Source organism: Gilvibacter sp., assembly GCF_965601605.1.
Taxonomy (GTDB): domain Bacteria; phylum Bacteroidota; class Bacteroidia; order Flavobacteriales; family Flavobacteriaceae; genus Gilvibacter.
On record NZ_CBFCWJ010000017.1, the window covers coordinates 74,765 to 99,761 of the forward strand.

Consider the following 24,997-nt stretch of genomic DNA (forward strand, 5'->3'; position numbering starts at 1 on the left):
GGTATGTCAGCACAAGGATACGCACACCCGGTCACACATGATGAGCACGAACATCATCACAAAGAAACCTTTATAACCAAGTACATCTTTAGTCAAGATCACAAGATGATCTCTAAGCAGTACTTGATTACAGGGCTGTTTATGGGAATCATTGGTATTGCAATGTCATTGATCTTCCGTTTGCAGTTGGCTTGGCCAGATAAACAATTCACCATTTATGAAGTACTTCTAGGTAAATGGGGAGAGGACGGAATTATGGACCCTTCTGTATACTTAGCATTAGTTACGATTCACGGTACCATCATGGTATTCTTCGTACTAACAGCTGGGTTGAGTGGTACATTTTCTAACCTGTTGATTCCATTACAGATCGGTGCCCGAGATATGGCCTCAGGATTCCTGAACATGGTTTCTTACTGGTTGTTCTTCATCTCGAGTATTATCATGGTAATGTCTCTATTTGTAGAAGCTGGACCAGCATCTGCAGGTTGGACTGTATACCCACCGCTTTCTGCTTTGCCTCAGGCCATTCCAGGTTCTGGTGCGGGGATGACTTTATGGTTGGTGTCCATGACGATCTTTATCGCTTCCTCACTATTAGGTTCACTGAACTATATCGTAACGGTACTTAACTTGAGAACTAAAGGTATGTCAATGACACGTTTGCCATTGACAATCTGGGCGTTCTTTGTAACTGCGATCATCGGTGTTATCTCTTTCCCAGTATTACTTTCTGCTGGACTTATGATGGTGATGGACAGAAGCTTTGGAACTTCATTCTTCCTATCGGATATCTATATCGCAGGAGAGGTGTTACACAATCAAGGAGGTTCTCCAGTATTGTTTGAGCACTTGTTCTGGTTCCTAGGTCACCCAGAGGTATATATTGTACTTCTACCAGCCTTGGGTATCACTTCGGAAGTAATCGCGACCAACGCTCGTAAACCGATCTTCGGTTATCGCGCTATGGTTGCCTCGATTTTGGCAATTGCATTCTTATCAACGATTGTATGGGGTCACCACATGTTTATCTCAGGGATGAATCCATTCCTAGGATCGGTATTTACCTTTACAACTTTGCTTATCGCGATTCCATCCGCAGTAAAAGCTTTTAACTATATAACGACCCTCTGGAAGGGTAATTTGCAGCTCAACCCGGCGATGCTGTTCTCCATTGGATTGGTTTCTACTTTCATCACAGGAGGTTTGACAGGTATCATCTTGGGTGACTCTGCACTAGATATTAACGTACACGATACTTACTTTGTGGTAGCTCACTTCCACTTGGTAATGGGTATCTCTGCGCTTTACGGACTCTTTGCTGGGGTTTACCACTGGTTCCCTAAGATGTTTGAAGGCCGAATGATGAACAAGAACTTGGGTTATGTCCACTTCTGGATTACCGCAATTGGAGCTTATGGGGTATTCTTCCCGATGCACTTTATCGGTATGGCTGGACTACCAAGACGTTACTATACTAACTCTGCCTTCCCATACTTTGATGACTTGGCAGATGTGAACGTAGTGATCTCCATCTTCGCCTTCATCACTGGAGCAGCGCAGTTGGTATTCTTGTATAACTTTATCCACTCTATGTTCTACGGTAAGAAAGGACCTAAGAACCCATGGAACTCTAACACACTAGAATGGACTGCAGAAGTGAAGCACATTCACGGTAACTGGGATGGACCAATTCCAGAAGTACACCGTTGGGCTTACGATTACAGTAAATTGAACAAAGATGAGTCAGATTACGTAATCCCAGGACAAGACTTCGTGCCGCAGCACATTCCACTTCAAGACAATGAAGAAGAAATGAATCACTAAGACTGAATCCTTAGTAATCTTAAAACCCTTCCACTCCGGAAGGGTTTTTTGTTATATTTAACCTCCTTCAACCAACTAACGCAACATTATGGAGACCGCCAAAAAAGGCCTGGGGTACTATTTTAAACTCCTTGGCGAAGCTGTAAAGGGCAGTCAACAAGACTTTACAACCGGCAGTATTCGCAAAGCGATCTTTATGCTTTCCGTACCTATGGTGCTGGAAATGATGATGGAATCCATCTTCTTTTTGGTAGATGCCTACTTTGTTTCTAGTCTGGGTGCTAACGCCATTGCAACGGTTGGATTGACGGAATCTGTACTCACCTTGGTATATGCCATTGCCATTGGACTCAGTATGGGTGTTACCGCTATAGTAGCTCGTAGGATCGGCGAAAAGCAGGTAGAAGGAGCGCGAAGAACTGCGGTACAAGCCATCATGTTAGGGGTGCTTGTTGCCGCGCTTATCAGTGTAATTGGTATACTATTCCCTAAGGACATTTTAAGGCTGATGGGTGGTGCTCCAGACCTGGTAGAAGAAGGCTATCGCTTTACACAGATCTTGTTGGGTGGAAACGTCACCATCATGCTGTTGTTTTTGATCAATGCCGTGTTTAGAGGAGCCGGAGATGCTGCTGTTGCTATGCGCGTGCTTATCTTTTCCAATGTGCTGAATATTGTTTTGGATCCCTTGCTGATCTTTGGTTGGGGACCTATTCCGGGCTTTGGAGTTCAAGGTGCTGCCATTGCCACCACTATTGGCCGCGGGAGTGCGGTGATCTTTCAGCTGTTAATTCTCTTTTATGGATGGAGTCGAATTAAGGTCGGCTTTAAAGATATAGTAGTTCGGGGCTCAGAGATGATCAATCTGGTCAAAGTGTCTTTAGGCGGAATTGGACAGTTCATTATTGGGACTTCTAGTTGGGTATTTCTGATGCGCATCATGGCCGAGTTTGGTGCGGAAGTCCTTGCCGGTTATACCATCGCGATTCGTGTCTTAATGTTTACACTCATGCCTTCATGGGGAATGAGCAATGCTGCCGCGACCTTGGTGGGTCAAAACTTAGGAGCCGGCAATCCGGAGCGGGCAGCTAAATCCGTCTGGAAGACAGGAAAGTACAATGCCGTTTTTATGGTCTTTGTTTCTATCTTCTATTTGATCTTTGCGGAGTGGATCCTAAAGATTTTTAGCGATGATCCCGAAGTGATTTCTAATGGTGCCTTAAGTCTGCGCATTATAGCTTCAGGTTACGTATGCTATGCCTATGGAATGGTGGTTATTCAAGCCTTTAATGGGGCAGGAGATACTCAAACTCCAACGATCATAAACTTCTTTTGTTTTTGGCTGTTCCAATTGCCATTTGCCTATGCCGCTGCCCTTTACTTTGAAATGGGTCCTCTAGGTGTATTGTTAGCCATAACGCTAGCGGAAGTCTTGATTGCCGCGGTGGGAATCATTTGGTTCCGAAAAGGAAAGTGGAAGCAAGTAAAGGTCTAGAGGTAGAGCCAGTAGGTCAACTTCAAATTGATCGTTCTAAAACGCGGTGCAAATACGTCATCGGTGAAGTAATTATCGTTATACACCAAGAACAGATCCGACAATGGAGCGAAGCGCCATTGCAGACGTGAGTTAATTCCTAAATTCCCTTGATTAGAATTGTATTGAATAAAGGTAGCCCAAAAGAGCGATTTATTAAAGGTCACATCAATACGCGGTCCAATAAGCCAAAGTTCATTGTCTGAATAAGGCTCCGGTAGGCTGATCCTGTCATAACGACCTTCTGCGGATAGGGTCAAATACGGCTGCAAACGTAGATTTAAATCCAGACGCTGGGTGTAGATCGACCCGTTAAAAAATCCCCCAAAAGTACTCCTCACATTGAAGAAAAAGGACTTTCTGCTGTCTGATCGGTATTCTACGTCAAAGGAGGTGTATCTGTATTCAGTGTCTGCAGGCAGCGGTACGCCATCAGCTAATGAAGGATCAAATTCATTGAATAGATAGACATACTGATTCCGCATGGATGCTTGAATGTTCGAGGTATTCTTCAGCTCAGCTTCCCAACGGGAGATCAAGAAGTAATCTGCTAACTGGAAATCTAGCTTCGGTCGCCAAATAACAACCGGTGTGAAACTAAATATATGTCTATTGATGAATCCTTTTTTAGGGAATAGCAAATGCTCAATTTGCGGATTGATCTTAAAGATGTCTTTTCGTCTAACAAATCCAAGATCAGAATTAAAGTCTTCTCCAACAAAAACCCCACTGGCTCTAACACGCCAATTGCGAGAGTTGTATTGCAGTCGTGCTCCAGCCGAGTAATTGGCATTCCCGGTATTGCGTTTAAAGGAAGAATGGGTAAAAAATTTACCACTCCAGCTGTTGTCTGCATTGGCCAAATTGTAATCCAATCCTGCCACACTGTTGTATTCTTCTCCGGGCTCCAAGAAAGGCTCATTTCCTGTAGCTACTCTATTGATAAAGATCGCGCTGATGTTAGAACGACTAAATACGCGATGCTGCAGGGCGATCACCGTATTGTTGTTTCCAGAGATCTCATTGGCCTCGTCAGCGGTGGTCTGCATATTGAGCAAACCAACTCTAAAGTCGTTATTCACCTTACCACTCAAACGCACACCAGCAATAATATCATTTTGAATTGTATTGCCGTCTAAATCACTCGCTATTCCAATACGTCTGGAGAAGAACGGATTGGCATCTCTTGAGTCTCCAAAATCAGCAAAGAGGTCATTATTCTCAATAAAAAACTGTCGGCGCTCCGGTAAATTTACCTCAAAGCGTGACAGGTTGGTCACCTGCTGATCCACTTCAACCTGTGAGAAGTCAGGATTGATGGTCACATCCAAATTCAAGCTGTTCCAGAGGGTAAATCGCGCATCACCACCCACTTTGAATTCATTAAAGGAATCGTTCAAGTCATAATCTTTCCCAGCCAAACCGTTGATGTAGGGAATAATGGAGATCGGACTCTTTGAATTCCCTAAGGGCTTTTCAAAGATCATATCACCCATATAGGCCAGATTGAAAATGAATTGGTTCTGCGGGATTCTAATCCAAGTGGTACGTTCGTTATCCTGCGTATCGAACATATAGGAATTAAAACGCCAACGGGTTTCTCCTTCCTTGTATTTAAATGCCGATAGCGGAATGGCCCACTCACAGATGTAATAGCCGTCGTATTTTTTAGTTTCGCCAACCCATTTCGTATCCCAACTCGTGGTAAATCCACGGAGTTCCGTACCTCCTCCAGAAACCAAAGCTTCGCGCAAAACACCTTCCGGATTAGATCCGAACAAGAAAGCATTGACCCCGTCGTTAAAGGTGTCAAACATCAAGGTGATATTATCACTACCTCCAGCTCTAAAGTCACGCCTTAGTGAAGGAACAATATAATCATCACCAATGGCTTCAACTTTGATTCCCACATAGAGTTTGCGGTCATCAAACATAAACTTGATCTCTGTTTGGTTGCGGGCTTGAATGCTGTCGGTTGGAAAATACTGCCAGAAATTGGTAGCCGGCTCTGCAGTTTGCCAAGAAGGCTCATCCAGCACGGCGTCTACAGTGATTTCTTCGGAGATGTATTTGACCGTGACGTCCTTGGTTTGGGCCACGGTTTGAAATACGGTCAAAAGCGCGATGTAAGTGGTAATTAGGTTACTTCGCATGTTAATGGTCGGTTGCTGAGCGAAATTACCAAAATATATTCCCTAAAACTTAGGTATTAACGTTCCTTTGTGATTTCAAATTAAGACCTCCGCCACGTGCATCGCAAAACCCAAGTTCGTATATTTGTTATATGAACGAGCACCTGGACCCAAGCGGGGAACATTTTACTCCAGAAGAACAAGATGTAGAACGCAAATTGCGGCCGCTGGCCTTTGATGACTTTACGGGTCAATCTCAGGTACTTGACAACTTAAAGATCTTTGTTGAGGCAGCGAATCTTAGAGATGAAGCCTTAGACCACACCTTATTTCACGGACCTCCAGGACTCGGTAAAACAACCCTGGCCCATATTTTGGCCAATGAGTTGGATGTAAGTATTACGGTGACTTCTGGTCCCGTTCTGGACAAACCAGGAGATCTAGCCGGACTACTGACCAATCTCGATGAGCGTGATGTACTTTTTATAGACGAGATTCACCGTCTGAGTCCTATCGTGGAAGAGTATCTCTATTCTGCCATGGAGGATTATAAGATCGATATCATGATCGAGACCGGTCCTAATGCGAGAACGGTACAGATCAATTTGAATCCTTTTACCCTTGTTGGGGCGACCACACGTTCGGGATTGCTTACGGCTCCGATGCGTGCGCGATTTGGTATTTCTTCTCGCTTGGAATACTACAAGACAGAATTGCTTACCACCATTATTGAGCGTAGTGCAGGTATTTTAAAAGTGCCGATCACTATGGAAGCTGCAATAGAGATCGCAGGTCGTAGTCGTGGAACTCCTCGAATTGCCAACGCGCTTTTGCGTCGCGTTCGTGACTTTGCTCAAATTAAAGGTAACGGTACCATCGATATTAAAATCGCCAAATACGCCTTAGAAGCTTTGAACGTAGATGCGCATGGCTTGGATGAAATGGACAATAAGATTCTGGCTACTATCATAGATAAATTCAAAGGCGGCCCTGTGGGTATTACTACTTTGGCCACGGCAGTATCCGAATCCGGAGAAACTATTGAAGAGGTCTACGAGCCCTTTTTGATCCAACAAGGATTCATTGTGAGAACACCGCGAGGACGTGAGGTCACCGAGGCAGCATACAAACATTTGGGTCGTGTGCGCGGCGCTACACAAGGCGGATTATTTTGATGGAACAAACGGGTCTCAAAGAGTTTCCAACCGTGAGCTTCTTAAGATTCTTAAGGCATGCTTCTAATATTGTAAAAAATCCACTCCCGTTTCACAATGCGAACTTCAAACGATTGGGAGATTCCTTTGAACTCAAGATAGGGCCAAAGGCAACCGTAATATTTTCCAAGAACGCAGAATATTTGAGGTATACGCTGCAAAAGAATCAGCGTAATTATACCAAGAGTAAAATTCAAACCAAGGATCTAGCTAAGTATGTGGGTCGCGGCTTGTTGACCGCAGAGGGTGATCATTGGCAGCGGCAGCGCAAACTCATCCAACCCGCTTTTCACAAAAAGCAACTGCGGTATTTATTGGATACCATGCAGACGGTCATTGGCAAAGAACTCCAAAACATCCAATTGGATCAAGCGGCTGACATCCACAACGTCTTCAATGATCTTGCGTTTCAAACGGTGATCAAGACTTTGTTTAGCGGTGGAGTCAGTCCAGAGCAAATTGCTCAACTGCAGCGCACCACAGAAGAAGCCCAACAAATGATGGTCAAAGAGTTGCGTCAACCTTTTTTAGTTTGGTGGTTTAAAAGCAGTGGGAAGATTCAAAAACATTTAGACGCCGTTGGTGAAGCTCGCGAAATGTTGGAAGATCTTGTCAATCAACGACGTGAAAGTGGAACCCGTTATGACGATCTGCTGGATATGTTGCTGGATGCGCGCTATGAGGATGGAACAGAGATCGCGGAAAAACAACTTATTGATGAAATCTTGATTCTGTTTGTGGCGGGGCACGAAACTACATCCAACGCCTTGACCTTTACCTGTGAGCTTTTGGCTCGAAATCCGGAGGCATTGCAAAAAGTACAACAGGAAGCCAAGCAGCTAGGTAGTTCGGGAGAAGATATCATGAGTATGCTCAAAGGAGCCACGTATATCCAACAGGTACTGCAAGAATCCATGCGCCTGTATCCTCCAGCCTATTTTATAGATCGTGTAAATTATCAGCAAGATCAATTGGGTGAATACCGATTGCCAAAAGACTCCACCGTTTTGTTCTCTGTTTACGAGATGCACCGTTCAGAGGCCTATTGGGAACGTCCTTTGGAGTTTGACCCAGACCGATTCGATCCACAGCAACCCAGACAACACAGTGATTACTATTTCCCCTTTGGGGCTGGTCCAAGAATGTGTATAGGGAATAACTTTGCCATGTATGAAATGATCTTGGCAATGATTCAACTCTTTAGTCAGTATACCATCGAACACAAAAAGTCGCCCATAGATATTAGGCCGCTTATCACTCTAAAACCAAAAGATGCTATCTTAGTATTTCGAGCATCTTAGATTGGACAACAAGCAAAACACATACGCCGATATTATAAAAACCCACGCCAAACGATTGGGTTTTTTGAGTTGTGGTATTAGCAAGGCTGAATTTCTAGAGGCTGAAGCGCCTCGCTTGGAAAAATGGCTTCGTGATGGGATGCATGGGCAGATGGCCTATATGGAGAAACCATTTTGACAAGCGTTTTGGATCCAACCCTTTTAGTGCCTGGTGCCAAAAGTGTGGTTTCTTTACTATTCAATTATTATCCAGAAGAGCAGCAGCGGGAGGATTCCTTTAAGATCTCTAAATACGCCTATGGAGAAGACTATCATTATGTGGTCAAAGACAAACTCAAGGAGTTAATGCATTGTATCCATGAGGAGATCGGAACTGTTGATGGGCGTGTCTTTGTGGATTCTGCCCCAGTTCTGGACAAGGCCTGGGCCGCCAAGAGCGGTTTGGGTTGGATTGGGAAGCACAGCAACCTGCTCAGCAAGAAAACTGGGAGTTTCTTTTTTGTTGCTGAATTGATCATTGACTTGGACTTGACTTATGATCATCCGGTAACCGATCACTGCGGATCTTGTACAGCCTGCATTGATGCCTGTCCAACTCAGGCTATAATTAAACCCTACGTGGTGGACGGAAGCAAATGTATTTCCTACGCCACCATTGAACTCAAAGATTCCATTCCTGCTGATTTCTCAGGGCAAATGGATGATTGGATGTTTGGCTGTGATGTGTGTCAAGACGTCTGCCCGTGGAACCGTTTTAGTAAGTCGCACAATGAGCCTCGCTTTAAGCCTAAGCCTGAATTGCTTCAAAATGATAGAGCTGCATGGCAAGAACTCACTGAGGAGGTCTTTGGAGAAATTTTCAAGAAAAGCGCCGTGAAACGCACCAAGTTCTCAGGACTGACGCGGAACATCGCGTTTTTAAGCGCGGATGGATCGCGTGAATAGTTCAAAAATCCCTTCAATTTCAACGTTTTTGCCTGCAGTATTGGTAAATTTGCAACTTCATTTACAATGTAAAAACCCCCTGGGATGAGTAAAGCCACAAAGCGTCAAGAAGCGCTCAACTACCACGCCAAACCACAACCCGGTAAAATAGAAGTAATCCCCACCAAGAAGTACAGCACCCAACGCGATCTGTCGTTGGCCTATTCACCAGGAGTGGCTGAACCTTGTTTGGAGATTGAAAAGGACAAAGCCAACAACTACAAATACACCAACAAAGGGAATTTGGTTGCTGTGATCTCTAACGGAACAGCAGTACTTGGGCTTGGAAATATTGGTCCGGAAGCTTCCAAGCCAGTGATGGAAGGGAAAGGCTTACTCTTTAAGATCTTTGCGGGGATTGACGTATTTGATATTGAAATTGATACCGAGAATATTGATGAATTCATCGATACGGTAAAACGCATCTCACCAACCTTTGGGGGGATCAACTTAGAAGACATTAAGGCTCCAGAAGCCTTTGAAATTGAGACGCGTCTCAAGCAGGAATTGGATATCCCGATCATGCATGACGATCAGCACGGGACGGCGATTATTTCAACAGCGGCTTTATTAAATGCTCTGGAAATAGCAGAAAAAGAGATCGGTGAAGTACGTGTAGTGATTTCAGGGGCTGGTGCCGCTGCAGTAAGTTGCACTCGAATGTACATCGCTTGCGGTGTTAAGCCTGAAAATATTGTGATGTTGGACTCCAAAGGGGTTATTCGACAAGACCGCCAAGGGCTTACCAAAGAGAAGCAGGAGTTCGCGACTGCTCGCAAGATCGATACTTTAGATGAAGCGCTTGTAGATGCTGATGTTTTTGTGGGCTTATCCATTGGAAACATCGTGAGTCCAGAAATGCTGCAAAGCATGACGGCAAAGCCGATCGTGTTTGCCTTGGCCAATCCGGATCCAGAGATCGCCTATGACTTGGCTTGTAAAACGCGAGACGATATCATCATGGCTACGGGGCGCAGTGACCATCCGAATCAAGTGAATAATGTACTTGGGTTTCCGTTTATCTTTAGAGGAGCTTTGGATGTTCGCGCTACCAAGATCAATGAAGAAATGAAAATGGCAGCGGCTTTAGCCTTAGCCGAACTCACCAAACAACCCGTTCCGGAACAGGTGAATATCGCTTATGGAGAGACCCGCTTAAACTTTGGAAAAGACTACATCATTCCAAAGCCGTTTGATCCAAGGCTAATTACCGCTATTCCTCCCGCTGTAGCTAAAGCTGCTATGGAAAGCGGAGTAGCTACCGCGCCAATTGATGATTGGCAAGCCTATGAAGATGAATTGTTGGCCCGAATGGGGAATGATAACAAGATCACTCGATTGTTATTGAATCGTGCGCGGACCAATCCGAAGAAAATTGTGTTTGCGGAGGCTGATCACTTGGACGTTTTAAAGGCGGCGCAAATCGTTTTTGAAGAGGGAATAGCTACCCCTGTTTTATTGGGAAGAAAAGCGACTATCAACGAACTGATGGCAGAAATAGGTTTTGAGGCCGAGGTGGATATCATTGACCCAAAGGCCGACGATGCCTTACCGCTCTTAAAATCCTACGCCAAGACCTTTTGGCAAAAACGACGAAGAAACGGCATCACGCTCTACGATGCTGAAAAGCTCATGCGAGAGCGTAATTACTTTGCCTGTATGATGGTCAATGAAGGCGATGCGGAAGGTTTTGATTTCTGGTTATTCCAGAGCATACTCCTCGGTAGTGCGCCCTGTAATTGAAACCATTGGCCGTTTTGATGGAGTGGACAAAGTAGCTACCACCAACTTGATGTTGACCAAACGCGGACCGCTTTTTATCTCAGACACCGCGATCAATATTGATCCCTCTGCAGAAGATCTGGCTAAGATTGCGCATATGACTGCGTACACCATGAAAATGTTTGGGGTCAACCCGACCATGGCAATGGTGTCTTACAACAACTTTGGATCTTCCAAACACCCATCCTCAGAAAAGGTGAGAAAAGCTGTAGAGATCTTACACAGAGATGTGCCGCAACTTTGCGTGGATGGCGGCCTGCAAACAGACTTTGCTTTGAACCCAGAAATGCGAGGTGACAAGTATCCGTTTTCTAAGTTGGGCAAGAAAAAAGTGAATGCCTTGGTCTTTCCAAATCTAGATGCCGCGAACAGCAATTACAAGCTGCTCAAAGAATTTGACGGAGCGGATTCTATTGGTCCTATCATGCTCGGTTTGAAGAAGCCAGCTCACATCTTACAATTGGGAGCTACCGTAGATGAAATTGTCAATATGGTGGCTGTGGTTGTAATCGATGCTCAGCAAAAGGAAAAGCGGGCAAAAGAGCAGGCTAAAAAGTAGTCCAAAACCCCTGTATTTTTAACGGAAATTCGCGCTAGTCAATGTGAATAATTATGCTATATTTGGGTTTTTATCAGAGTTAGCGAATGATCACCCACTTAAAGGGAAGACTAGTAGAAAAATCCCCTACCTCCGTTGTTGTGGAATGCAACGGTGTGGGCTATGAGGCTCATATCTCATTACACACATTTTCTTTACTCCCTGAATCGGAAAATGTAAAGATCTACACCCATTTGTTGGTGCGGGAAGATTCGCATACGCTCTACGGATTTTTCGAACCTTCGGAACGCGAAATCTTCAAACTTTTGATCTCTGTATCCGGTGTTGGAGCCAGTACGGCAAGAACCATGCTGTCCTCGCTGCCGCCTAAACAAGTTCAGGAAGCCATTGCCACAGGTAACGTAGCGGTTATCCAAGGCGTTAAAGGAATTGGCGCAAAAACGGCACAACGTGTCATTCTGGATTTGAAGGACAAGATATTGAAAGTGTTTGCAATGGAAGATGTTTCGGACTTTTCGAGCAATACGAATAGAGATGAAGCGTTATCTGCTTTAGAGACTCTTGGTTTTAGTCGGAAACAGACCGATAAGGTACTGTCAAAGATCGTCCAAGAGGATCCGAATGCGAGCGTTGAATCCATCATCAAACTAGCTTTAAAAAACTTATAACAATTGAACAGGGAAAATTACCGCAAGGCACGGCTGCTTAAGGGCCTGATATTCCTTTTTAGCATACTAACCACCGCGACCTCACTGGCACAAGATCCAACGGAGACTGTTACGGACTCTACAAAAACGGGCTTTGTCATGGGACGTATGGAGCTCCCCACCAATAGCGTGGAAGACTCATACACCTACGACCCGATTACGGATCGTTACATCTACACGCAAAAGGTTGGTTCTTTTAATATCACCTATCCAACCATCCTCACACCGGAGGAATATCACGATTTAGTACTGCAAGAGTCTATGCGTGATTATTTCAAAACCAAGATCGACGCGGCCGACGGTAAGAAAGAAGGATCAGAAGAAGACCAAAAGAATTTATTGCCCAACTTTTATGTGAACTCGAACTTTTTTGAGACCGTATTTGGAGGCAACACGATTGAAGTTATTCCACAGGGTTCGATAGAGATGGATCTCGGACTCCTGTTCACTAAGCAGGACAATCCGGCATTCTCGCCGAGAAACAGGAGCAATCTCACCTTTGATTTTGACCAGCGCATTTCCCTGAGCTTGTTAGGAAAGGTAGGTAAGCGTCTGCAAGTGACTGCTAATTACGACACGGAATCAACATTTGATTTCCAGAATCAGATTAAGTTGGAATACACCCCGACAGAAGATGACATAGTTCGTAAGATCGAAGTGGGTAACGTTGCCTTGCCGCTTAACACCAGTTTGATTACTGGAGCACAATCGCTTTTTGGTGTGAAGACCGAATTGCAATTTGGAAAAACGCGAATCACTGGGGTTTTCTCAGAACAGCAATCGGAGACAAGGACCGTAGTCGCAGAAGGTGGTGCCACGGTTACCGACTTTGAGATCTTTGCCTTGGATTATGATGAAGATCGTCACTTCTTCCTTTCGCAATACTTTAGAGATCGATACGACGCCAACTTGGAGCAGTATCCGTTCATCAATACGCAGATTCAGATTACACGTGCTGAGGTGTGGGTAACCAACCGTACGCAGAATACAGATAACGTAAGAAATATTGTTGCGCTTCAGGATCTGGGAGAATCCGATCCGGACAAGATCGGTTTATTGACCGTGCCTCCTAGCTTTATCAATGCAGGGCCAACGGCATTTCCAGACAACTCCAATAACGACTTCAATCCTTTTGGTATCAACGGTCCGGAGGAGAGTATTTTAAACGATGCGATTCGTGATGTAGCTTCTGTAGAAGCTGGATTCGGAGGTTTGCCTGTTCGAGAAGGAATTGATTACGCCAAGCAAGAGAATGCGCGTAAACTGCAACCGAACGAATATACCTTACACCCAAAACTAGGTTATTTATCGCTGAGCCAGCGCTTGAGTAACGATGAGGTTTTGGCCGTTGCTTTCCAGTACACCATTAACGGACGTGTTTATCAGGTTGGTGAATTCTCCAACGACGGGGTGAACTCTACGGGAACCAATCCTGATGACGATATGGATGGAATTCCAAACATCGCTGATGTGGATATCAACGGTGATGGCGTGGACGATAACGGAACCGATAGTGACGGAGACGGGATCAACGATTCCAGTGATGTAGATCAGACGGGTGGGAACGACGTGAATGTAGATGGTATTGATGATAATATTGTCTTTGCAGAAGGGTCTCCGCAGAACTTGGTCTTAAAACTTTTGAAGAGTAATATCATCAATGTAGAAACCCCGACTTGGGATCTGATGATGAAGAATATCTATAGTCTCGGTGCTTTCCAATTGGAGCGTGATGACTTTAGAATGAACATTTTGTATACCGATCCTTCTCCGCTGAACTATATTACTCCAGCGCCAGGAGGTGAAGGGATCTTCCCAGCAGACCTCAATCAAACTACGCTTTTAAGAGTGTTTGATCTGGATCAGTTGAACTATAACAATGACCCTGTTCAAGGCGGTGATGGATTCTTTGACTTTGTGCCGGGACTTACTGTGGATCAGCAAAACGGAACCATCATCTTTACTAAGGTGGAACCTTTTGGGGAATATCTCTTTAACGAATTGAAGGAATCTCCAGGTTCTCCAGAGAACTATGATGTGGAGTCTACCTATAACGTTAACCAAAGCCAATATGTATTCCGCGAGCTTTATGCCTCTACTAAGACCTTTGCAGAGCAGAACGCGAGTGAGAAGAATAAATTCCAGCTTAAAGGGCGCTATAAGTCATCTGCGGGAGATGGTATTCCAATCGGAGGATTCAATATTCCTCAGGGATCGGTAACGGTTTCTGCTGGGGGCCGTGTCTTGGTTGAAGGAGTGGACTATACGGTGAATTACCAATTGGGTCGTGTGCAGATCTTGGATCAGGCCTTGTTGAACAGCAATACTCCAATTGAGATCACTACGGAGAACAATTCCGTTTTTGGTCAACAAACACGTCGCTTTACTGGGTTGAACATTGAGCATCAATTCAATGAGAATTTCTTAGTTGGAGCAACCTATTTGAACTTGAACGAGCGTCCAATTACGCAAAAAGCGAATTACAGCTACGAGCCAATCAACAACACCATTGTAGGGCTTAACGCGAACTACTCAACTCAGGTTCCGTTCTTAACACGAATGGTGAACCACCTGCCGAACATTGACACAGATGTAGAGTCTAACGTATCATTGCGTGGTGAATTTGCTTACCTTTTCGCAGGGGCGCCTAAAGTGAGCAACTTTGGCGGAACAGTAACTACTTATGTAGACGACTTTGAAGGTGCACAAACCGCTTTAGATATTAAAACACCGCTCAGTTGGTTCCTTTCCAGTACGCCAGTTGGTTTTGGTGGGGAATTGCCTAACGGAGATCTAGCATACAACTACAACCGAGCAAAATTAGCTTGGTATACCATTGACCCGGTCTTTTACAGCCGTCAGCGTCCTGATGGTATTACAGATGACGACCTTTCGAGCTTTGCTACACGTCGTGTATTTATTGACGAGATCTTCCCAGAGGTTGATATCGTACAAGGGCAGACTCAGGCCCTATTCTCTCTGGATTTAGCATACTTCCCGTCTGAACGTGGACCGTACAACTACAACCCAGTTGCGGGAGGATCCAATACACTTCCTGATCCAGGAAGTCGTTTTGGAGGTATCTCGCGACAGTTAACCTCTACGGATTTTGAGCGTACCAATGTGGAGTACATTCAGTTCTGGTTGATGGACCCTTATGCTCATGACGAAACACTTACTGATCGCGGTACTTTGACGTTCAACTTGGGGAACATCTCCGAGGATATCTTAAAGGACGGTCGTAAACAATACGAGAACGGACTTCCTGCAGATGGAGGAACGGCCAATACTATTCCAACCGTATACGGTAAGGTGCCTTCTCAGCAATCTTTGATCTATACCTTTGATTCAACTGGGCCAGATCGTGAAAATCAGGATATCGGTTATGACGGTATTAACGATGCTGGGGAGGCGGCAAATTTCCCTGCCTTTGCCAGTTTGGAAGATCCTGCGAATGACAACTATGTGTTCTTCCTACAAGCAGAAGGGAACATCATCGATCGCTATAAACAATACAACGGTAACGAAGGAAACTCTCCGGAGACCGTAACCAATACGAACCGAGGAGCTACACCACAGCCAGATGTGGAGGATATCAACCGAGACAACACCATGAACACGGTGGACAGTTACTTCGAGTATGAAGTGCCGATCTACCCAGGGATGAGTGTGGAAAACAACACGGGAACTAACGGAGCTTCTCAAGATTTCATTACGGACGTTAAAGAACTGACTGTAACCTTAGAGAACAATACCGACATTCCGGTGCGTTGGATCCAATATAAGATTCCAATTAGTGCGCCAGATAGAGCCATCAATGGAATTGCAGATTTCAGATCGATCCGATTCATGCGTATGTTCCTATCGGATTTCCAAGAGAATACGGTACTTCGATTCGGAACCTTAGACTTGGTTCGTGGTGATTACCGTCGTTATTTGGAAACGCTTCAAGCTGATGGAGAACCTAACGAGGGAGATGATACCCTCTTTGAGACAGAAGCTGTTAGTATCGAACAAAACGAAAACCGTGTTCCGATTCCTTACGTATTGCCTCCAGGAGTACAACGTGAAGAATTGGTCAACAACAACAATAACATCCGTCAGAATGAGCAGTCACTTTCAATTAGGGTAGTGGGCCTTGAGCCGGATGACGGTCGTGCGGTCTACAAGAATTTCAATGTAGACATGCGTCAGTATAAGAATCTGGAAATGTTCTTGCACGCAGAATCCATTCAAACAGAGACACCTCTGGCCGATGGAGAAATGGTGGCCTTTATGCGATTGGGTAATGACCTTTCACAGAACTATTACGAGATTCAGATTCCGCTAAATACCACCTCTTTTGGAACTTCAGATCCGGAGGCTATTTGGCCTATTGAAAACCGTTTGAACCTGCCGTTGACCTTACTGCAAGAAGTAAAAGCTCGTGCCAATGACTTAAGAGCTTCTGCTGCAGATGAGATCTTCTTTACAGAAAGCGAATTGGGCGGTGACGTAGGACCGGAGAATGAAATGCGCATTGGTATCAAGGGTAATCCGAGTTTCGGTGCTGTACGTACCATTATGCTCGGTTTGAAAAACCAATCCAACCGCGAGATTGCTGGAGAGGTTTGGTTTAATGAATTGCGCCTTTCTGATTTAGAGAACAGTGGAGGTTGGGCTGCAATTGCCAATATGGACGCCAACATTGCCGACTTTGCAACCGTAAGTGCAAGTGGACAGCGTTCAACCATTGGATTTGGATCCTTGGAACAAGGGCCTTTAGAGCGCAGCTTAGAAGACGTTCAGTCGTATGACTTGGTGACTAATGTTAACCTGGGTCAACTCTTGCCAAACACTTGGGGCATCCAATTGCCATTCAACTATGGTAGATCTGAACAGTTGATCACACCGAAGTATGATCCACAATTCTTAGATGTAGAGTTGGATACTAGTATTGAGAATGCTGATGATCCTGACGCGAGAAAACGTCAATCGACAGAATACACCAAAAGGGAGAGTATTAACTTCATTGGGGTGCGTAAAGATCGAACCACGGATAAAACGCCTATGCCTTATGATGTGGAGAACTTTACCTTCTCATACAGTTATAATGAAGAGAACCACCGCGACTTTGAGGTAGAGGAAGCCTTAAGTCAGAATGTGAATTTAGGCGGAACCTATAATTTCAATTTCCCACAAAAGACCTTTGAGCCTTTCAAGAAGAGTGATTCGCTCTTTAGAGGCCGATACTGGAGATTCTTGAAGGACCTTAACGTGAATTACTTGCCGACCAGTCTTACGGTAAACTCCAACTTTATGCGACAGTTCAACTCGCAGAAGTTTAGAGAGGTCATTGGAGCGCAAGACGATGGAAACATTGAATTGCCAGTGCTTTATCAACGTAATTACACTTTTGACTTCCAGTTTACTTTGAATTATAATCTGACGAAATCATTGCGTTTCAATTTCAACTCGAATAGAAACAACTTTGTCAATAATTTCTTGAATGATGGAGGGCTCATAGACGATCCCGATGCAGGTGTCTGGGACGGCTTCTTTGATCTCGGGGAACCCAACCGACATTTCCAGTCCTTGCAGCTGAATTACGATCTGCCGTTCAATAAGTTTCCATTCTTAGAGTTCATTAGGGCAACCTATTCCTATACTGGAGACTATCAGTGGCAAGACGGATCGGATCTCTTTGACAATATTACCATTACCACTTCTGATGGAGTTCAAGACACCTACAACTTAGGTAACTCTATTCAGAATGCCAGTACACACCGTATAAACTCAACGCTTGACTTTACAAGCTTCTACCGCTATTTGGGTATCAAGAAAAAGCAAGCTCCTTCTGATGATGACAGTAAAGGTGGAGCGAATCCATCTGTGTTCAGCAGTGGAGGAGGCAAAGGTGGTAACGCAGGCGGTGGAGTAGCAGGAGCTCCTCCAGGAGCAGGCGGCGGCGATGCAGATGGTGGTGCCAAACCAAAGTCTAGATTATCTGCCGGAGATCAAGCCTTGAATACGGTGATTGGAATCATCACGGGATTGAAGCGTGCTCAGTTCAATTATCAAGAGAACCGCGGTACTTTCCTTCCGGGATATTTGCAGTCCATTGGATTCATTGGAACCTTAAAGCCAACTACTGGATTTGTATTTGGTGGCCAAGCTGATGTACGAGCGCTAGCTGCTCGTAAAGGGTGGTTGACCATCTTCCCAGAATTTAACCAGCAGTATACGACCACCAAGAACAATCAATTGGATTACCAAATGACCTTTGAGTTCTTGCCAGATCTAAAGATCGATTTGAATGGTAACCGTACCCTGTCAGAATCCTATGCAGAGAACTATATAGTTGAAGACGGATTATACCGTTCGCTAACTCCGAATACCTTTGGTAATTTCAATATTTCAACCATGTTGATCCGCACGGCTTTCCAAAGCAGTGATGAGTTCAATTCCCAGACTTTTGATCAGTTTAGAAGTAATCGACTTATTGTTGCCAATCGCTTGGCTCGTGAATTCTACGGTACAGACGACTTCCCGACGGATCCTTCAACAGGCTTCCCTGTTGGATTCGGAAGAAACAATCAAGAAGTATTGCTTCCTGCATTCTTATCGGCCTATACTGGGCAAGATGCCAATGATGTGCGTAAAGGACTCTTTAGAGATGTGCCATTACCTAACTGGGATATTAAGTATACGGGTCTGATGCGTCTTAAATGGTTCAAAAAGAACTTTAAGCGTTTCTCCATCCAGCACGGATATCGCGCGGGATATACAGTAAACCAGTTCCAGAGCAATCTGGATTTCAACGCGGCCAATCCAACGGAGGTTGACCAAGCGGGTAACTTCAAGAATGAATTGATCTTATCCAACGTAAACTTAACTGAGCAGTTCAGTCCACTGATTAAGCTAGACTTTGAGATGAAGAACTCCGTGAAGGTACTGGCAGAGGTTCGTACGGATCGTGCACTCTCTTTAAGCTTTGCAAACAACTTATTGACGGAAATCCAAGGGACCGAGTATATCGTAGGTCTTGGATACCGAATCAAGGACTTGCGTATAGGAACCAACTTTGGCGGCAAGAAGAAAATCCTTAAGAGTGATTTGAACTTCAAGTTAGACGCTTCTATTCGCGACAATAAAACGATTATTCGTTACTTAGATATTGAAAACAACCAAGTAACTGCAGGGCAAACCATTTACGGTTTACAGTTTACTGCGGATTACGCCTTGAGCAAGAATTTAACCGCTTTGTTCTACTACGATCACACCTTCTCGGAATATGCAATTTCCACTGCTTTCCCACAGACTACGATCAGAACAGGATTGACCTTGCGCTATAATTTTGGAAACTAAATACTATCAAATAATACCATTGTTGAAATGAACATACCAGCCAATCTCAAATACACTAAAGATCACGAGTGGGTTTCTATTGAAGGAGACGTAGCCACCGTTGGGATTACTGACTTTGCCCAAGGAGAGCTTGGGGACATTGTTTATGTAGAAGTAGAAACGGTAGATGAAACCTTAGATAAAGACGAGGTTTTTGGAACCGTAGAAGCCGTGAAGACTGTTTCTGATCTTTTCTTGCCACTTTCTGGCGAGATCATTGAATTCAATGAGTCTTTGGAGGATGCTCCAGAAACAGTGAATTCAGATCCATACGGAGATGGGTGGATGATCAAGGTGAAGATCAGCGACACGTCAGAAGTTGAAGAATTGCTTGACGATGCCGGATACAAAGCCCTTGTTGGCGCCTAGATTTCTACTCGGACTTGCTTTATTTTACACAGCGCTACTTACCGTAGTCTCTATTATGGAAAGGACTGATCTACCGACGGTCCCTATTTTTCCATTTCAAGATAAACTAGCGCATTTTGTTGCTTACGCTGGCTTGGCTGTGCTTTGGGGCGCCTATTGGTTGCGCAGAAGCGCACCGAGCTTTTGGAAGCCATTCCTTTTGATTCTATTATTAAGCGGATTCATTTATGGTATAATAATTGAGTTTTTACAGGCACAGATCACCCAAAGTAGAAGCGCTGATCCTTATGATGTAGTCGCGAATACGGTGGGAATGTTCATTGGCGCGACCGCAATTTTTCTTTTGCAATCAAAAGTCGGGTTAAATAACAAAGTTTAATTTTTTTTGCGCTAGAAATTCTATATTTTAGCGTGCATATTAATTCAGAAACGCAATGGAACCGAAGAAAAATCCTAAAGCAGATTTACGTAAAAGAAGTATCTACTTCTTTCAGATCGGAATGATTGTAATGCTTTTACTGGCATGGCAGGCCATAGAGTATAAGACTTACGACAAAGACGCCTTGGCTCTAGATCAACTGGAACTCGACGAAGAATTCGAAGAGGAAGTACCAGTGACTGAAATTCAGAACCAACCTCCACCACCTCCACCGCCACCACCGGCACCAGAGGTTATCGACATCGTAGAAGATGAAGAAGACGTAGAGGAGACGGTAATTGAATCTACTGAAACAGATCAGGAAGAAGAGATCGTTGAAATCGAAGAGATCGAAGAAGTAGAGGAAGAGGTTATCGCAGACGTTCCTTTTGCAGTAATTGAAAACGTACCAATTTATCCAGGTTGTGAAAACGCTGGAAATAACGATGCGAAGAAAAAATGTATGTCTGAAAAGATCAGCAAGTTCGTAAACAAGAAGTTCGATACCGAACTGGCAGGAGAACTTGGTCTTTCAGGACGTCAGCGTATCGCAGTACAGTTTAAGATTGACCGCAACGGAAACGTTGTGAACGTGCGTGCTCGTGCACCACACCCAAGACTGGAGCAAGAAGCTATCAAAGTAGTACAAGGACTTCCAAAAATGACCCCAGGAAAGCAGCGAGGAAAAGCTGTAGGGGTATTGTACTCACTACCGATTCTTTTTGCCGTACAGGATTAATTTCTAAAAAGTTTCAACCAAATAGATCCCGCTCTGCCAGCGGGATTTTTTTTTGGCATCAATCTTGTGTGTTAAAAACTTTAACATATCGATACTGAGCTAAGTACTAGCCGATTCAGCTCAGTGTTTCTAAAAGTCAGTAGTCATGAAACAAAATGCCAAAAACACAGACACTAACCAACTGACTTCCATCCAAAAAAAACGCCAGGTAAATTTGCGTTGGAACCATACGCGAAATTTTCAACTTGGTCTGATCTTTAGCTTGCTGTTCGTCATTTTTGTGGTCGAAACAGTTCGTATTGAAATTAAGGAGATACCCATTACGTATACCGATGATTCGGACGATGAGGTATTTACTATGACGGATTTTATCGTAGAAACCGTAAAACCCAAGGTAGAACCTGTGGCTAAAGTAGAGCCGCCTAAACAGGTCCGAGACGTTATTAAGGTGGTCAAAAATGATGTGGCCACTACCGTAACGCCGAACATCAGCACGGATCCACCTGTTGTAGAGGTGAGCCCGGGAGCCAATTTGGTCAAGGGGGATCCGCCTAAGGAGGAACCACCAACACCGATCTACATCAACAATGTTATGCAGATCCCAACCTTTCCAGGTTGCGATGCCGGTGCAGATCGTGAGGAGCAGTTGGAATGCTTTACGCGTATGACTCACAAGTTTGTACAGCGCCGCTTTGATTATGATATCGGCGCTGAAGAGAACCTTTCTGGGAAAGTGAGGATTGCTTGTCAGTTTACCATTGGTCCAGATGGCGTGGTCACTGATATCAAGGTCAGAACAGCCAACGATGCGCTGCGGGATGAAGCCATTAAGGTCATCAAAAAGCTGCCGCAGATGAATCCCGGAATGCATCAAGGCAAAAGTGTTCCGGTGATCTTTTCACTGCCGATCATCTTTCAAATACAAGATTAATTGAAGTCCCGCCGCCTAGGCGGGATTTCTGCTTTTAGGATTCTCAAAAAAACGTATCTTTCGAAAGCCTATCTACGTTTTATGAAATTACCGTTGCGCTCACTCCTCGTTTTACTGCTATTAACTACGTATTCGCTAAAGGCGCAAGAAGCGCTATCAGATATTGAAAAGTATCCGGTCTTTGAGTCTTGCGAAGGACAAAGCGGTGCTTCATTGGCGGATTGTTTTAACGCAACGCTCCAACAGTTTTTTTACGAGAATTTCAAAACACCAGATATTGTTGGTGAGGAGAATTACTCAGGAGTAATGGTCTCTCTTTTAGAGGTGACGGCAGAAGGTGAATTCAAGGTTTTGTATACTGAGGCGGCCTATCAGGAATTGAAGGACGAGGTTAAACGGGTCTTTGGTGAATTGCCAAAAATTGAACCGGCTACCTATAACGCTAAACCCACTTACGTTCAATTCCAGTTTAGTGTAAACCTTCCTTTACAAGCTCCGCAGATCACACAGACCACAACGGCTACGGCAAATACAGGCACTGCAGATTCAGACGATACCAGTCTTGTGGTGGTGCAAGATCAGTTCAATACAGAATATGAGGATATCAAGAGCTTTCCTTATCAGAATGAAGAGTATACCAGTCAGCTGAACATTCCGCTTTCTCATCAGAATTACGCCATGTTTGATCCAGCCATGAATCAAGTCGGCATAAACAACCACACCGCTCAGAAGCCTTATGTGTATGAGGAAGTGAATAAATACTACAATTTCGAGGCTGCCAATCAGAAGCTACTCAAAAAGAAGTCCTCGTGGCTGGGTAGGAAATGGTGGAACGAGCATATGGGAATTGTAAAGGGTGAAGACTATTGGTTTACCATTGACCCTGGAGTGGATCTTCAAGTTGGTCGTGGAGACGGCGTGGATACCTATAACAATACTCGTTTGGTTTATTTTCAAGGTGGACTGGGTAAAAAGCTGAACTTTTTTGCAGCAGTTTATGAAAGTCAAGGGCGCTTTGCTGGTTATTTTAATCGTTATGCGGAGTCGCTTCGTCCCGACGGAGGAAACCCTGCCATTATTCCAGGGCGCAATATTGCAGAGCCTTTTAGAACAGATTCTTATGATTATCCTGTGGCTGAGGGTTATTTGTCGTATGCCCCGAGCCAGCATTTCAACATTCAATTGGGGCATGGAAAGAATTTCATTGGAGACGGATACCGCTCTTTATTATTGAGTGACAACGCATCTCCTTATCCTTATTTGCGCTTGAATACCAATTTCTGGAAGCTCAAATACACCAATACCTGGATGTCACTGCGCGATGTGCGTTCTGAGGTGACCTTGGACGGTTCCTTCAGAACCAAATACATGGCCAACCACTATTTGAGTATCAATGTGACCAAACGTTTGAATATTGGTCTTTTTGAAGCTGTAATGTGGGAAAATGATAACGATCGTGGTTTTGATCTTAACTATTTGAATCCGGTGATCTTTTACAGAGCCATTGAGTTTACTACTGGTTCCCGTGGAGGAAACGCCATTATTGGTTTGAGCGGGAAATATAAGTTCTCAGATCAGATTAACGCCTACAGCCAAGTGGTTATTGATGAATTTTCTTCTGGAGATGTATTCGGAGGTGATCAAAGCTGGAAGAACAAACTCGGTTTCCAATTGGGAGCCAAATATTACAACGCCTTTGGGGTTAAGAATCTTTACCTACAGGCAGAATACAATCAAGTGCGTCCTTATACCTATTCGCACAATACGATTGTACTCAACTACGGGCACCAAAACCAACCCATGGCTCACCTCTGGGGTGCTAACTTTAGAGAAGGGATCTTGATTGCGCGTTATTTTAACGGGCGTTGGTTTGGATCGGCTAAGTTGACTTTTGGAGAACGTGGTTTTGATTTTAATACTGCTGAAGACTCCTTTTATTACGGAGGCGATATTTACCGCGATGAAGGCGACCGTCCCTTTGATACCGGAATTGAAATTGGTCAAGGAAATACCACCTCAGTCTTTATTGGAGAATTTCAAGGAGGGTATTTGATCAATCCGGCTACGAATCTAAAGGTCTATGCGTCGCTTTTGTTTAGAGATTTCACGCCAGATGTGGATACGGCTACTGAGTTTGCCTCCAGTTCAACTTGGTTCAATCTGGGCATTCGCACAGATCTCTTCAATTGGTACTTTGATTTCTAAGGTTGTTTTTTCAAGCTTTTGTAGAGTGTTTCGCGCATGCGTTTTGGATTAATGAATCCACTGCCAAAGCCTTGAGCGTCGTATTCAGCCGTGATGCTTTCATCGGCCACAAATTCTTCAAAGCTCATCCCAGCATTAATGGCTCTAAGCGCATTCTCTTTAAGCCCTTCCAGCATTTTCATAAAGGCCATATAGTCTGCCCGGGAGGCTAATGGGCCGTGACCCGGAATGATCTTGGTATCCTCGTCTACCAACATCATGCCGCGTTTTACCGCTGCGAGATAACCCTCAACAGATCCGCCCGAATTCAAATCGATATACGGATAACGTCCGTTAAAATAAGTATCGCCCGTATGCAAAACATTGCTTTGAGTAAAGTAGAGTAGGGAATCGCCGTCAGTATGTGCATTGCCCACGTGAAGGATCACTACTTCTTCGCCATTGATATAAATAGACATTTGTGTTTTATAGGTAATTACCGGTAAGGCTTCTTGAGGTCTGTCGTTACCGTTTCTATCGGGTTGTTCCAGGCGCTTTCGAACATTTTTATGAGCGACAATGGTCGCGCCAGCTTTTTGCATATTGACGTTCCCGCCAGAATGATCTCCGTGATAGTGTGTGTTGGCTACATATTGTAAGGGTCCATCACTAAGCATTTTGATTGCCGCCAGAATTTTTTCAGATAGTGGCGCAAACTGATCGTCAATAACAAAAACACCATCGGCTCCTACAGAAACTCCAATATTTCCACCACGACCTTCTAACATATAAACAGGGCCATTGACCGGTATTGTTTGGATCGTGACATCGGCCATGTCTTGACCAAAACTCAAGGTACTTAGAGTTAAAAGTATTCCGAATAAATAGTGATGGATGGGTGTTTTCATATTTTTTGATTTGCTTTAAAGA

13 protein-coding genes and 2 pseudogenes are annotated in these 24,997 nt (G+C 44.4%); 13 read left to right on the forward strand and 2 right to left on the reverse strand.

The features are described from left to right. The first annotated feature begins 3 nt into the window (after window positions 1-3). Both ACSLP7_RS04550 and ACSLP7_RS04555 read left to right on the forward strand, forming a co-directional pair. Window positions 4-1,827, forward strand: a complete 1,824-nt coding sequence (locus ACSLP7_RS04550) for a cytochrome c oxidase subunit I (RefSeq protein ID WP_435578222.1) — start codon at window positions 4-6, stop codon at window positions 1,825-1,827. An 88-nt stretch (window positions 1,828-1,915) separates the two neighbouring features. Then, window positions 1,916-3,322: an MATE family efflux transporter gene (locus ACSLP7_RS04555; protein WP_435578223.1), complete on the forward strand. Its 1,407-nt coding sequence runs from the start codon at window positions 1,916-1,918 to the stop codon at window positions 3,320-3,322. On the opposite strand, the gene ACSLP7_RS04560 is transcribed toward ACSLP7_RS04555, so the two are convergent. Beyond that, window positions 3,319-5,514, reverse strand: a complete 2,196-nt coding sequence (locus ACSLP7_RS04560; RefSeq protein ID WP_435578224.1) for a DUF5916 domain-containing protein — start codon at window positions 5,512-5,514, stop codon at window positions 3,319-3,321. The two genes, ACSLP7_RS04555 and ACSLP7_RS04560, sit on opposite strands and share 4 nt — an antisense overlap. 131 nt (window positions 5,515-5,645) lie before the next feature. Between ACSLP7_RS04560 and ruvB the strand changes: the two genes are divergently transcribed. The 11 genes and pseudogenes from ruvB to ACSLP7_RS04615 all read left to right on the forward strand — a co-directional run bounded on the left by ruvB (window position 5,646) and on the right by ACSLP7_RS04615 (window position 24,088). Next, window positions 5,646-6,668 carry a Holliday junction branch migration DNA helicase RuvB gene (gene ruvB, locus ACSLP7_RS04565; protein WP_435578225.1) on the forward strand — a complete coding sequence of 341 codons (1,023 nt, stop codon included), beginning with the start codon at window positions 5,646-5,648 and terminating at the stop codon, window positions 6,666-6,668. Beyond that, window positions 6,668-8,008 carry a cytochrome P450 gene (locus ACSLP7_RS04570; RefSeq protein WP_435578226.1) on the forward strand — a complete coding sequence of 447 codons (1,341 nt, stop codon included), beginning with the start codon at window positions 6,668-6,670 and terminating at the stop codon, window positions 8,006-8,008. Before ruvB ends, ACSLP7_RS04570 begins: the two co-directional genes overlap by 1 nt. Window position 8,009: 1 nt before the next feature. After that, window positions 8,010-8,953: pseudogene (queG, locus tag ACSLP7_RS04575) on the forward strand (tRNA epoxyqueuosine(34) reductase QueG). A gap of 84 nt (window positions 8,954-9,037) precedes the next feature. Then, window positions 9,038-11,333 (forward strand): annotated as a pseudogene (locus tag ACSLP7_RS04580) (NADP-dependent malic enzyme). Window positions 11,334-11,419: 86 nt separating this feature from the next. Beyond that, window positions 11,420-12,001, forward strand: a complete 582-nt coding sequence (gene ruvA / locus ACSLP7_RS04585; protein WP_291182508.1) for a Holliday junction branch migration protein RuvA — start codon at window positions 11,420-11,422, stop codon at window positions 11,999-12,001. Window positions 12,002-12,004: 3 nt separating this feature from the next. Then, window positions 12,005-19,387 carry a cell surface protein SprA gene (gene sprA, locus ACSLP7_RS04590; protein ID WP_435578227.1) on the forward strand — a complete coding sequence of 2,461 codons (7,383 nt, stop codon included), beginning with the start codon at window positions 12,005-12,007 and terminating at the stop codon, window positions 19,385-19,387. 27 nt (window positions 19,388-19,414) lie between these two features. After that, window positions 19,415-19,795, forward strand: coding sequence for a glycine cleavage system protein GcvH (gene gcvH, locus ACSLP7_RS04595; protein ID WP_435578228.1), 381 nt, complete (start codon window positions 19,415-19,417; stop codon window positions 19,793-19,795). A 55-nt stretch (window positions 19,796-19,850) separates the two neighbouring features. Further along, window positions 19,851-20,174 (forward strand): VanZ family protein, encoded by a 324-nt coding sequence (locus tag ACSLP7_RS04600; protein WP_435578229.1) that lies wholly within the window; start codon window positions 19,851-19,853, stop codon window positions 20,172-20,174. 55 nt (window positions 20,175-20,229) lie between these two features. After that, window positions 20,230-20,952 carry an energy transducer TonB gene (locus ACSLP7_RS04605; RefSeq protein WP_272830317.1) on the forward strand — a complete coding sequence of 241 codons (723 nt, stop codon included), beginning with the start codon at window positions 20,230-20,232 and terminating at the stop codon, window positions 20,950-20,952. 145 nt (window positions 20,953-21,097) lie between these two features. Then, window positions 21,098-21,883 (forward strand): energy transducer TonB, encoded by a 786-nt coding sequence (locus ACSLP7_RS04610; protein WP_435578230.1) that lies wholly within the window; start codon window positions 21,098-21,100, stop codon window positions 21,881-21,883. Window positions 21,884-21,964: 81 nt separating this feature from the next. After that, complete coding sequence (locus ACSLP7_RS04615) at window positions 21,965-24,088, forward strand: gliding motility protein RemB (RefSeq protein WP_435578231.1); 2,124 nt, start codon at window positions 21,965-21,967, stop codon at window positions 24,086-24,088. Here the strand turns inward: ACSLP7_RS04615 and ACSLP7_RS04620 are convergent. After that, complete coding sequence (locus ACSLP7_RS04620) at window positions 24,085-24,975, reverse strand: MBL fold metallo-hydrolase (RefSeq protein WP_435578232.1); 891 nt, start codon at window positions 24,973-24,975, stop codon at window positions 24,085-24,087. The genes ACSLP7_RS04615 and ACSLP7_RS04620 overlap by 4 nt on opposite strands. Window positions 24,976-24,997 lie beyond the last annotated feature (22 nt).